Genomic DNA, 12,124 nt, shown 5'->3' with positions numbered 1-12,124 from the left:
CCTTTTGCGCGCGGGCATCAAGTGCTTTGGCTTGCCTCGATTCAAGTCAGGCAACCGCACGCTACCAAGCCCCTCGCGCCCCGCCCAGCGGCGCCACATCCACCAGAACTGCAGCTCGTCTAAAAATAGTCAGAATTCAGGGGTTTACAGAAACTTCCCAATCGCTATAATCGTCGCCCACACGCCGGTATAGCTCAGTTGGTAGAGCAACTGACTTGTAATCAGTAGGTCCCGGGTTCGACTCCTGGTGCCGGCACCATATCTCAAAGCCCCGCAGTGCGGGGCTTTGTGGTTTCTGGGGTTCTGAAAACTCCCCCGGCTAAAACTTCAAATAACCGGCGTCCGTCCAAGATTCGTCCAATTCCATTTTTGGACCTGTCACTTCTCCACCACTTCCTCTTTCTTTTCAAAGATCCCAGCCAGCGGGTTCAACGAAATGACCTCAGCCATGTGTCCAGGGCTGAAATGCGCGTACCTCTGAGTCATGGCCAAGCTGGAATGACCAAGCACCCGCTGCAATGTCAGGATGTCACCGCCGTTGATCATGTAATGCGTGGCGAAGGTATGCCGCAGGACGTGGGTCATTTGCCCGTCCGGCAATTCCAAACCGATGGCCTCTACTCCACGTCGAAAAGTATTGTAGGCAGGCGTAAACGGCAACGCCGCTTTAAGTCGATCCTCTAACCGCTTCGAGATAGGAACCGATCGGTTTTTGCCAGACTTGGTCTTGTTGTAATGAATGAGCCCTTGTCTCACCTGCCGGGGCAAAAGTTTCTCAGCCTCTCCCCACCTCGCCCCCGTAGCCAGGCACACCTCAGCAATCAGGCCTGCGTGCGATTCACGCTCCGCGAGATCGGCCAGCAGCGCTTCGATTTGCTCGGTCAGAAGGTAGACCATCTCAGTTTCGTCGAACTTGAGTTTGCGAACCTTACCCAGGGGATTATCGCCCTCCCATTCCCCCAGTCTTTGCAGCTCGTTAAAAACCGCCGTCAGGTAAACCAATTCATGGTTGAGGGTATTGGCACTGACGGGTTTTGGGACCTCGTCGGTTTTACCGAATCCCGAGCCGCGCGTAGTCCTGGCATGCTTTCCTTCAGCACGTTCTGAGCGGTACTGGGCAAAGTGCGCGGAGGTGAACTTGGACGCCTTGGGGTTCCCCATCCGGTTAACCATTGCGGTCAGCATGGACAGACGCTCTTTACCGGTCTTGAGGTTTTTTCCATGAATCGCATACCAACGATTCACCAGGTCCAGCAAAGTCCGGGGATCGTGCTTGGCTGGCTTGGCTACTTCGCCCAGCGCAGCCTTTCCCATGACCTGGCTGTGATAATGCTGGGCCTCGTTCTTCGTTTTGAATATCCGCCGGGTCCGATAACCCCAGCTACCGTCGGGGCGTGCATCCACTTCATAGCGCCCGTCAGGTAATTTCTTGATTGGCATCACTCTCACAGGGCGTACCTGCCCTGCCTCCAAAATGGTTTGGCCGCAACATCAGCCGTAGGCTGTGCCTGCGCGATCTCTACAGGCTCAGCCGCGTTAATTCACTACCCTATGATCGGGCTAATTTGGCCGCATTCAGGCGCCGTACGGTCAGTCACCAGCCAGAGCGCGTACTTCGTGAACCTGGGGTGCATGGTGATTTTCAAGAGCTCAGCAGAGCTCACTGTCTTGCTACGTCCGTATTCGTACCCCTTCCACGTCGCCAGGTTAATGCCCGCCATCTCACAGATTTCAGACTGTGTCAGACGCTCGGTCAGGCGCACCTCCTTGAGCTTGATTCCCAAATCCACGGCAAAACCCCTTGACAGTAGGCTGTGCCTTCGCGATCTCTACAGGCACAGCCGCGTTAAATCACTGCCCTACGATCGGGCTTATTTGGCCGCACTCTGGGGCTGTCTCGTCGGTTACCAACCACAGTGCGTAGCGTTTAAATTGCGGATGCTTGGTTATTTTCAGCAACTCAATAGAGCTTACAGATGCTCGTCGGCCGTACTCATATCCCTTCCATGTTTCAAGCTTGATCCCTGCCATCTCGCAAATTTCTGACTGAGTCAAACGCTCAGTCAGTCGCACCTCCTTAAGCTTTTGACCCAGTTCCAATGCGCAGCTCCTATTGACATGTGCGTTCGCACATTTTAATGTGTGCATATGCCAACTTATTCGGCATATATAGACATGGAGCTTATCAAATGCAGATCCTCCTCGACACGCCGTACACCACCGTCCGGGAACTGGCCCGCCGCTCAGGTCAGTCAGAACGCGCCATCCGTAACGATATTCAATGCGGGCGAATCCTTATCCGCGAAAAAACTGACGGGTCCAGGGAGGCGGTACTGGTCAACATGGTCGCGCTGGCCGCCGAGGCTGCAGAGCAGCTTGAACGGACCAGTAGCACCAAAAGCAACAGCAAAATCGGAGCTCGTTAATGGCCCCGCGCAAAAAACTCGACCAGAAGGTCTTCGACGACATCTACCTAAAAGAAGTCGTCGAAGCGCTGGAACAAGACAGTCAGCTCGACTTCGAAGACATCGGAACCAAGTACCTGCAGAAGGGCAAGTGTCCCAACCCTAAGTGCGGCGAGCGCACGGTGTACATCGCCCGGGATAAGCCCTTTCAGCTCAAGTGCAACCGCCTCAATCAATGCCAATACGAGGAAAAAACCCGGGAGCGCTACAGCTACCTGTTCGAGAACCTCAGCGAGCGCTTCCCCAAAACAGAGGAAAACCCCAACGCCACGGCCGACGCCTACCTGCAGCGCAACCGCGGATTCGACATCAGCCGGTTAAAGGGTTGGTACACCCAAGGCAGGCGCAAGCTCAAGGACGGCCAGTGGGCCGACACCGTGCGTTTCCCCCTGTGCAACGGGCACTGGGAGCGCCTTATTGATGCTTCAGCGGTGAAAGCCAACGGCGGTGTAAAGGCAGGTATCAAAAAGGACATGAGCTACTTGGCTAACGGCTGGGTGCCGCCTGGCATGAAGATCAACAAGAGCGATCGCATCTACATCGTCGAGGGCATCTTCCACGCCATTGCGCTGTACCTGGCAGGCTTCAAGGCCGTCGCCTCTATCTCAGCCAACAACTTCCCCTGGGAGCTGATCGGGGCCAACAAGGGCAAGTTCATCACCTGGGTCATTGCCCTGGACGACGATAAGGCCGGGCACCAGGTGATTCCGAAGTACCTGCGCCGGGTACGCGAACAGAAAGAAATCGGCTGGGTAGCTCTGGCGGGTGAGCGAGACTGGGATGACGTGTACCGCGATGGCCAGCTGGACGAGGCATTCATGGACGACGCCTGTTACCAGGGGCGCCTGTTCACCGCCAGCAATCCCATGCACAAAGCTTATCTGCTCTACCTACGCCGACCGCGCACGTTTTACCTGCTTGAGTTCGGCAGCAGGCTGTATTCCGCCAAGGTGAACACGGGCGAACTCAATGAGGCGCTGGGTGATGACACAGTGGACGGCAACAAAACCCTATTCACCAAACACACCGACACCAAGCAAATCGCCAATTGTGTCCCTCGCTTTGAATACATCGAGAAGGACGCCATCACCGGTGAGCAGCGCTACTTCTTTCGCTTTGAGTTTCCCAACACTCGACAGACCTGCAAAGAACCACTGAGCCCCAGTGCCATTTCCGAGCCTCGAGGCTTTACCAAAGCCCTGCTCGAGCGCACGCCGGGGGGCATCTTCGAAGGTGGGGAAAAAGTCCTAGCCATGCTCAAGAGCGATTGGTTCACCAACGTGCGCACGGTACGCACCTTGCCCTTTGTCGGTTACGACGAGATTACCCAAACCTACTGTTTTCCGCAGTTCGGCTTTCATAAAGGCGTGCAATTCATGACCAATGAACATGGCTTCCTTGACATCGGCAGTGACGGTCTCAAAACCTCGTCGCGCAACTTTGTGGTTTACCACAGCAATGACTTCAACCCCGATTGGTTCACCGACTTCCGCGCCGTCAATAGCCTGAATGGTCTGGCCGCACTGGCCTGGTGGACCGGCTCGCTGTTCGCCCAGCAGATCCGCGCCAAACAGAGTTCCTGGCCGTTTATGGAGCTGACCGGTGAAGCGAACGCCGGTAAATCCACCATCTTGCGTTTTCTCTGGCGTCTGGCCGGGCGCAAGGATGAAGAAGGCATCAAGCCCAGTGGCAGCGGTGCCAGTGCTATCGGCCTGCTGCGCGCGCTGGCCGGTGTGAGCAATCTGCCAGTCGTGCTGCTGGAGTCTGACAAAGAAAGCGTCGACGGCCTCGGCCGTACGATCAGTACCCAATACAACTGGGACGAAATCAAAGCACTGTTCGACCATAACGCCAAGCTGCGCGTAACCGGCGTAAAGAGTGCTAACAACGACACCGACAGCCTGATTTTTCGCGGGTCTGTGATGATGTCGCAGAACACCAGCATTGACGGCTCGGAAGCGATTCTGACGCGTATCGTCCACCTGCACGCCACCCGCGACCACCATACCGCCGAACTCAAGCCCCTGGCCGATCGCCTCAAGGGCCGCGAAGTTGAATCCCTGTGCGGCTTCCTGGGCGCATGCCTGAGCCAGGAACAAGCGTGGTTGCAGCGCTACTTCGAAGCCTTCCCAATCTACGAGCAGCGCTTCCAGGCCCTAGGCGGTATCAACAACAGCCGGATCGTGCTGTGCCATGCCCAGGTTATGGCGGCGGCAAAAGCAACCCAGGCCCTCCTGCCGGAGTGGACCGACAGGGACGTGGAACTTCTGGCCAAACACCTGGAAAGCCGCGCGCTCGATAGGCAACAACGCTGCACTGCCGAGGACTCAATCGCCGCCCAGTTCTGGCAGATCTACCACTACCTCAATGAACGGGTAGTCACGATCTCAGACGCCGACGGCACCCGGGAAGAAATCCAGGAAACCCTCAACCACAGCGCCGACAAGCACCTGATCGCCATCAACATCGAGCACTTCATACAGGCCTGCAAGATGGCCGGCCAAGAAGTCATTCCCAGCTCCCAACTGCGGCGGGCCTTTCCCAAAAGCCGCACACACACCTTCGTCGAAAGCGGAAAGCGCTACTCCCGGATAGAGCGCCGGGGGCTCAACTGCTGGGTCTTCAAACGGTAAAGCTAACCATCTGATTCATATGGCAATTCACCCCTGTGAGAGGGAAGGCGTGGCAGTTCTCTCGATTATCTGTGTCATCCAACACAGCATCTGGAATAAATGGAATATGAATAATTACTTAATAAATACAGTTAGTTACATGGGTACTACAAAGCTTGTGCCACTGGAATCTACTGGAACTTTTTTCATTCCAGAACATTCCAGCAACGTTCCACTTTTGAGCTTTTTCAGCAGCTTCGCTACAACCCCCGATAACCGTGGCCTACAGCTATCTATCCACAGGGCGGCATTCCAGTTCATTCCATTTCCACTGGAATGCTCTAACAATAATTTTACCCAGCAAAACCGGGGCTTTCAGGCGTGCCCGTCAGTGAGCATTCCAGACATTCCAGACGCTTGCCCTCTGACCCCGTCGCACTCCTTTTTTGGAGCCGCCCCATGCCCGAACTTTCAACCGAAGAAAGCCATCGGCGGGACTGTCTCGCCCGCCATCTACGGCGCCGCTGGTCACGGCAAGAAATCGTCGACTGGCTGAACGACCCGAAGAAGCCCGAGCGCTTTCGCGAAGACATGCGGGAGCGCCTGAATACTCAAGAAAGGCCATCAAGGCCAATAGAAAGGAGCGACACCATGCACGTACACGTCATCACCGGCGAGCAATCGACTGGGAAAACCACTCGGCTGGAGGCGATACAGAAGGACCTCAAAAATAAAGGGATCAGTACGCAGATCATCAGCGGCGAAGGCTATACCACGCCGTATTTTCTGAGGCTGCTCTCCGATCAGGCTATGGCGGGAGCCAGCCACTTCCTGGCCGACGACTGCACCCCATTCCAGATCAGGCGCGTCCAGGAGCTGAAAGCGCTGGGCATTCACTCCGGCATCCCATCCGACTTCACCGTGCACCTGGTGCGCCAGGCCTAAATCCACAGAGACAGGAGATCCTTTATGAGTGATTCACTGCGCAACGCCCTCACCGAACTTTGGGCCTATGAGCAACAGCGCCCCGCCATCGTCACCGCCGGTACCGAGGCGCTCACCCGGTTGTTGCCCATCGCCTTGCGCTTTACTGGCCAGGGAGAAGTCGTCGGCCGCTTTCTGCTCGGTTTGTACAACGGCCCGGAACATCGTTTCGATCTCACCGATCTGCGCCGGCTGGACCTGGCTGTGTTTGAAGACTGCATGAGCGTGCTCGCGATGGACTTCCTACCAGAGGTGGAAGTCCACAAACGCATCCCCAACACCGACAGCGTATGGCACCAGTTGCATCGTCAATGGGGCCAGCGGGAGGTGAGGCCATGAAGTTCTACTACTGGGCTAACACCTTACCTGGGGAGCTTTCCTTACCTCAGTGGTACTTCGACAACTGCCGTGCGGAAGACCTGGCCGAACTGGCCGCGGCGGATCATTGGGGGGCGCACCCCGACGACGCCCCCACGCCTGTGACCATCGTGCATCTACACAACGTGGAAGATCGAGATCTAGGGCTATTTGAAGTGCGCTGTGAACAGCGCCCTGTATTCACCGCCTGCGCTTTGTTGCAGGCGTGAAAGAGACGGTGTCGAGGAGTTGGCCCTCCCCGACACCTACTACCACAAGAGGAGCAACACCATGCAAGCACAGCACCCAAGCAGCAGCAGACGCAAGGCTATCACACCGCCGCAGCGCGGCAGCAGGCCCGTTAAGCCTGGCCGCCCGCTGCTGGCGACGGCCGTGATAGGCGCCGCATTGATCGCCTATCAGGTTCACAAAACGCCGGACGCCCGGTTACGTCTGGAGAGCCTGGCTGATATGGCGCTGGCCCTGGGCGACCTGTCGGCAGACGACGCAGCAGTGGTCAACGAGCTGCTGGCAAAGCCCACCTCTTTGATACACCTGCAGAGAGAGCTCAATTATGTGTTCTGAAAACAGCATCACTGCCCACCAACTGATCATTCGCCTCTGCACGGCTGCCCGAAAAGCGGGACTGGGGACTGAAACTCTGCCATTGCGTGCCTCGATCGGCGGGCAGTCTTTCCCTCTCACGATGAACAATTTTCAGGTCGACCGCGACGGAACTTTGCTTATCACACCGCCTCAGGACGAGACGCGCAGTAACCGGATAAACGCAGCACGGTACCGCTATCTACGGGAGTTTCATTTTCAGCCGTGGGTCAGCCAGATGGCTGGCCCAGACACCTGCAGTATCGACTTCGAAGGGGAAGGCCATGACCTTGATGCGGCCATTGATAAGGCCAGGGGGACGCTATGAAGCCAGACGGGCGCATACGCCAAGCGGAGATGTCATAGCATGTACATAGACGGTCAATTCATCCCGATATCGAATGAACAATCCTTGTTCGCACGCAAGCAGCTGGGGCTACCAACCGACTTTGAACTGGTGGAAGCGACCCGGTTCCTGTTGCACCAGAGCGGCAATGGACTCGTGCTGATCCCAATGCCGGCCGGCCAGGTGGTCGCAGCGTTTGAAAACTGGGAAGGACGGCGCCGATATGGTGTGGTCATGTTGAACCTGGACGGATAAACACGCTCGCCACACTTGAAACCATCATTCGGGGTGCTAAGGCGCCCCGAGTGTTATACACAATGTGTAAAGAATAAAATAATTAGCGGCAGGTATAACAACAGCCCAAGGCTTTCGCATAAACGGCTACAACCGCTCAAGCCGGCGGGATCAAGCCCCTCTGCACTTTCGGTTAAACCTTCTTCTTTGGCGGCATACACAAACACAAAAAGTACGCGAGAAATTTCCTACATGGCGAAATATTAAAAACATAGCTTGACGCTGTTTTTTTGTCACGCTTAAAGTTCGCCCGGCCTACACATGGAAACGCAGGAGAACTACGTTATGGAACAACGAACACGTTCATTGCTTACGACGCGAGACGTCCTTGATGAATTAGACGGTGTGCTCAGTTGCGTAGGCGTAGCCGTCTCAGCCCGCCCCTTGAGCGCCAGCGAAAGCGACGGAGTCGTCACAGTCTTGAGATGGACCACTGAAAAACTCAATGAATGCTCGCAGTCGCTGGGTAGGATCATTGGCCCAGCCCACGACAACACTTAGGATCGACTTAGGGAAAGTTGATCGATCTTGATAGGGCTTAAATGTTTTGAATCATTTTGAGGCTGCGCACCAAGCTACTTCACTGCACATCCTAACTGCTCGAATAATTGCAGCTGAGCACTTCGCGGCAGTTGCCGAAGTCGGTCGAATATCAATCGATCAACCCTTTGGGCAGACGGATTGAGAGTATGAGAAAACGCCAGTGTGGCCACCCAGGTGTGGCCGCATTGAGGCGACAGGCATTGACAATAGAGCTTAACGAATTCCAGAGACAACTCTTCGCGGGACGCTATTCGCGCCTTCCCAGCACATTCCTTACAGTAAATTCGCATCCCGTTACCCCGCACCCAGACCACGCTATTTTGCCACACTACATGGACCAAGACGTTTACGGCCCATCACACAAAGCAGCCCACTCGATGCAGCCAGGCCTCAACCCGCCGAGATCTCCTTCCACCCGATACGCCGATCCTTACGCAAGCTGTTGTTCACCTGCAGGAACAGTTGACTGATGGGTCTGATTTCGTTGTTGGTGTAGACGCGATCGATCTTTTCAATATCGCCGAATCCTGCCGCATTCTCCGGCATCACCCCAGCCAGGGCCGGATTCATCCGCCAGGCGGCTATCACATCGTTGCGGGTGATGTTCTTGATCCGCTCGAATTCATCCTTGGTCGAAATATCGCCAACGGGAATAATCTGGATCGCCTTGTCGCTGCCGTTCGGGATGTTGACGAATAGCGACCGAAAGTTGCCCACCCCCTTACTCGAACGGATCTCATTTTTCAGTTTTTCCTCGTCCTCTTCGGTCAGGTTCGGGTCACTTGTGTAGAACACATAACCGGCATGGGCGCCGTTGTTGTAATACCGACGGCGAAACAGCGTGGCCGACTCGTTGAGCAGCAAGGCATGCATACCGCCCAGGTAGTCGGGCACGCCGTAAATGTTCTGTTCCACGTCGTAGTCCATTACGTGCTCGATCTCGTCTTCCTCAAAATGCAGCTGCTTTCCGTCCGGAAGCAACATCACGAAGCCGCCGCCCACTTTGCGTCGCATGTTCAGCGCGGGTAGGTGCTCCAGCGCCAGGACCTGGCCGATGATGTTCTCGATGCGCTGGAAATACGCTTCGCCAAAGACCATGAAATCCAGCGCTGCGCGCCCCAAGGTCAACGCACTGCACCCCGCCGACGGCAGGAAATCACGCAACAGCAGGTTGCGCTTGAAGCGCGGAATTGTGCCGTGATGTGCATTGGCGCGCAGCAGCTTCGCCAGGCCGGTACGCGAAACGGGTGGCGTATAAATCTGACCGTCGTTGGTGGCGAACACGCCCAGGTATTCGCCGAGGTTGCCCGTCAGCACCGATTCGGCCGCGCCGAAGCTGAACGCCTGCACTTTGTGCGGCGCGCGTTGGTCCTGACCGACTGGCGGGGTCTGTGGTTTGGGATCGTTCATGGCTGCCTTCAAGGGTTGACCAGCGGCTGCGCCGCTTCTTGTTGATGTTGAGGGGTTCATTTGCCAGGGCATGCATGACCGCCCAGGCGATATCGGCGTGGCCGGTGGCCTCGGTGCGTGATGCGCTGTAGGTGATTTGGCCGCTGTTGGTTGCGCCGCGCTTGATGGTCAAGAACGCGGCAGCGATGTCGTGCCAACCCGCGTCCCATTCGATGCGCCGGCCCTGGATGGTGTCCTGCGCCTTGAGCACCAAGGTGTTCTTGGTCTCCAGGCTGTAATGGATCGGCGTGGCCCGTGGGAAGAAATCACGTACCGAGTCGAACACGCCATAGCCAACGCCAGTGACATCGATGCCGATGTGCTGCACGTTGAATCGCTCGCACAGTTTTTTGACCTGGGCCGCCTGGAAGGTGAACGAGTGGCCGCGCCAGGAGTGCTTTTCCAGGATCCTGAATTTTCCGCCCTTCTCCAGCGGCGGCGCCACCACCACACACGTCGCGTCGTCACGGGTGCGACTGGGGTCGTAGCCGATCCACACGGGTGCTTCGCCAAAGGGGCGCTCGGCTTTAGGGTCTGGGTTGTAGTCCTTCCACAGCGCCTGGTCGGAATAACACTTCTCCAGATCCGCCAGATTGAATGCGCTCTGGGAGCTGTCGATGAATTGGCACAGATACAGTTGATTGAACACCTCGTCCGAGGTTTCGAGGATCAACCGTTCGAGGTCGAACAGATCGCATCCGCCTGCGAGGGCATCATGGATGGTGATGACCTTGCGCCAATGACCATCCGGACACAGCGCGCCCTTGCGGAGCTCCGCCTCGCTCGGGAACGGCTGGTTCGCCGTTTTGTGTTTCCCCCGCTTGAAGGTATCGCCAGTCCAAAACGGATAGGCCTGGTGGCTTACAGCGCTCGGGGTAGAAAAGTAGGTCTTGCGCCATTTCTTATGGGTAGCGATCCCCCCAGCCAAGTTACTGAGCTTGTCGAAATCACGGATCCAGAAGTATTCATCGATATACAGATGACCGTGCGGTCCTTGAGCGGTGCTGCTATTGGTGCTCAGGAATCGCAGCTCTGCACCGTTGCTCAGGATGATGGGGTTGCCAGTCAGTTCCAGCCCAAACCACTCACGAGCAAACTTCGTGATGTAGCCCCTAAAGAGCTCCGACTGGGCCCGGCTGGCAGACAAGAAGCACTGGTTATCGCCGGTCAGCACGGCATCCATGAACGCTTCGCCGGCGAAGTAATACGTCAGGCCCGACTGACGACACTTCAGAATGTTACGGATACGCCGGGTCAGTGGGTTCTGTTTCGCCTCGAACAACTCTTTCTGATAGGCGAACAGCTTACTGACGAATTTATCTAGAAAGTCGACCTCGGTCAGCGCTGAGATGTCGTTCTTTACTGGCTTGGGCTTGCGCTTCTTCGACTCTCCCCCGTCGCCCTCCTTCCTCGACCTCTCCCGTCGCTCATCCGGTGCCGTTGCGACCAGCTTGCGGCATTGCTTCAACAGCCGCTCCCGCACCGTCGTAAGGCGGTCCAACTCGTCCAATTCGGCCTTGCCCAGTGTGCCGAGCTTCTCCAGGATCAAGGTGATTCGCCGGCTGACCGCGGTCAGCGGTTCTTCATCGGTCAGCAGCTCGTCCCAGCCGCCCTTGGCGATCCAGTAATAAACGATCCGGATGTTCGGTAGCTTGAGCTGGGCCTGAATTTCACGCGGCTTGCAGCGGCGCAGATACAAGCGCTTGGCCGCGTCTTTGACTTCAATTGGATAAGGCATGGACAGCAGTCTATGCAGCGAAACAGAGCCAAACCCGCCGATAAAATCCGCGATTCTCCTATTTCGCCGATCTAGGAACGGCGCGCAGTTGAATCGATTGTTCGCAGGGTTTGCGGTGCCTATCGTGGCGGCAACTGCAACCGAACCTGAGCAATTGGCCCATGCCCCGCACTTTCATTTCCGATTGGAAACGCGTCGCCACCAGCGGAAAAACCGCCGACGGTCGTGAGATCGATCCCCAGGATTTGCGAGACGTGGCGGCCGCCTACGACCCGGCTGTCTACACCGCCGCCATCTGGTTCGAGCACATTCGCTACATGGGCAACTTCGGCACCGTGACTGAGGTGAAAGCCGAGGACCAAGCGGACGGCAAAGTCGCGTTGTTTGCCAAATTGGCGCCGAACGACCGGCTGCTACAGCTGAACAAAGAAGCACAAAAAATATTCCCCAGCGTCGAGATCCAGCCGAACTTCGCCGACACCGGCAAAGCGTATCTACGCGGCCTGGCCGTCACGGATGAACCCGCCAGTCTGGGCACTGCATCACTGCACTTTTCCCGACGCGCCGGCACGGAACAATGCTTCGCCTCGACCGAGCCACTGGGCGACCTATCGTCCTCCGAGGTCAGCGAGGAATCGGCTCTCAATTTTTTTACCCGCCTCTATCACCAACTGAGCGGCCAAGACGCCCCGCCCCCACCCCAGCACGAGACGCCCCCTCTGGCACTGCAAAC

General features: G+C 56.6%; 13 protein-coding genes and 1 tRNA gene. 10 read left to right on the top strand and 4 right to left on the bottom strand.

Annotated features, from left to right (window positions below; genetic code table 11):
* Positions 1-183 precede the first annotated feature (183 nt).
* Positions 184-259 (top strand) — tRNA-Thr (locus Q7C33_RS22590).
* A 119-nt stretch (positions 260-378) separates the two neighbouring features.
* Here Q7C33_RS22590 and Q7C33_RS22585 read toward each other — a convergent pair.
* Positions 379-1,440, bottom strand: a complete 1,062-nt coding sequence (locus Q7C33_RS22585; protein WP_407684196.1) for a phage integrase — start codon at positions 1,438-1,440, stop codon at positions 379-381.
* 749 nt (positions 1,441-2,189) lie between these two features.
* Here Q7C33_RS22585 and Q7C33_RS22580 point away from each other — a divergent pair.
* From Q7C33_RS22580 to Q7C33_RS22545, 8 genes are all read left to right on the top strand, one after another.
* Positions 2,190-2,426 (top strand): hypothetical protein, encoded by a 237-nt coding sequence (locus Q7C33_RS22580; protein WP_407684195.1) that lies wholly within the window; start codon positions 2,190-2,192, stop codon positions 2,424-2,426.
* On the top strand, positions 2,426-5,098 hold the full coding sequence (locus tag Q7C33_RS22575) for a toprim domain-containing protein (RefSeq protein WP_407684194.1): 2,673 nt from the start codon (positions 2,426-2,428) through the stop codon (positions 5,096-5,098). Before Q7C33_RS22580 ends, Q7C33_RS22575 begins: the two co-directional genes overlap by 1 nt.
* A gap of 438 nt (positions 5,099-5,536) precedes the next feature.
* Positions 5,537-6,022, top strand: a complete 486-nt coding sequence (locus tag Q7C33_RS22570) for a hypothetical protein (protein WP_407684193.1) — start codon at positions 5,537-5,539, stop codon at positions 6,020-6,022.
* Between the two features lie 24 nt (positions 6,023-6,046).
* Positions 6,047-6,400: a DUF7673 family protein gene (locus tag Q7C33_RS22565; RefSeq protein ID WP_407684192.1), complete on the top strand. Its 354-nt coding sequence runs from the start codon at positions 6,047-6,049 to the stop codon at positions 6,398-6,400.
* The gene (locus Q7C33_RS22560; RefSeq protein ID WP_407684191.1) at positions 6,397-6,648 is read left to right on the top strand and encodes a hypothetical protein; all 252 of its coding nucleotides are present in this window, start codon (positions 6,397-6,399) and stop codon (positions 6,646-6,648) included. The genes Q7C33_RS22565 and Q7C33_RS22560 overlap by 4 nt, the downstream gene beginning before the upstream one ends.
* Before the next feature lie 61 nt (positions 6,649-6,709).
* Positions 6,710-7,003 (top strand): hypothetical protein, encoded by a 294-nt coding sequence (locus tag Q7C33_RS22555; RefSeq protein ID WP_407684190.1) that lies wholly within the window; start codon positions 6,710-6,712, stop codon positions 7,001-7,003.
* Positions 6,993-7,349 carry a hypothetical protein gene (locus Q7C33_RS22550; RefSeq protein WP_407684189.1) on the top strand — a complete coding sequence of 119 codons (357 nt, stop codon included), beginning with the start codon at positions 6,993-6,995 and terminating at the stop codon, positions 7,347-7,349. Before Q7C33_RS22555 ends, Q7C33_RS22550 begins: the two co-directional genes overlap by 11 nt.
* 39 nt (positions 7,350-7,388) lie before the next feature.
* Positions 7,389-7,622: a hypothetical protein gene (locus Q7C33_RS22545; RefSeq protein WP_407684188.1), complete on the top strand. Its 234-nt coding sequence runs from the start codon at positions 7,389-7,391 to the stop codon at positions 7,620-7,622.
* Between the two features lie 614 nt (positions 7,623-8,236).
* On the opposite strand, the gene Q7C33_RS22540 is transcribed toward Q7C33_RS22545, so the two are convergent.
* From Q7C33_RS22540 to Q7C33_RS22530, 3 genes are all read right to left on the bottom strand, one after another.
* Positions 8,237-8,494 carry an ogr/Delta-like zinc finger family protein gene (locus Q7C33_RS22540; protein ID WP_407684187.1) on the bottom strand — a complete coding sequence of 86 codons (258 nt, stop codon included), beginning with the start codon at positions 8,492-8,494 and terminating at the stop codon, positions 8,237-8,239.
* A 100-nt stretch (positions 8,495-8,594) separates the two neighbouring features.
* Entirely contained in the window at positions 8,595-9,434 is an 840-nt protein-coding gene (locus Q7C33_RS22535) for a phage portal protein (RefSeq protein WP_407684222.1), read from the bottom strand.
* Positions 9,361-11,391: a terminase large subunit domain-containing protein gene (locus Q7C33_RS22530; RefSeq protein WP_407684186.1), complete on the bottom strand. Its 2,031-nt coding sequence runs from the start codon at positions 11,389-11,391 to the stop codon at positions 9,361-9,363. Before Q7C33_RS22530 ends, Q7C33_RS22535 begins: the two co-directional genes overlap by 74 nt.
* Before the next feature lie 161 nt (positions 11,392-11,552).
* Here Q7C33_RS22530 and Q7C33_RS22525 point away from each other — a divergent pair.
* Positions 11,553-12,124: GPO family capsid scaffolding protein (locus Q7C33_RS22525; RefSeq protein ID WP_407684185.1), on the top strand; the 572-nt coding region annotated here is incomplete at its 3' end.

This window comes from Pseudomonas sp. BP11-1-1 (genome assembly GCF_052112105.1).
Lineage (GTDB): Bacteria > Pseudomonadota > Gammaproteobacteria > Pseudomonadales > Pseudomonadaceae > Aquipseudomonas > Aquipseudomonas alvandae.
This window is presented reverse-complemented; position numbering and strand designations above follow the sequence as displayed.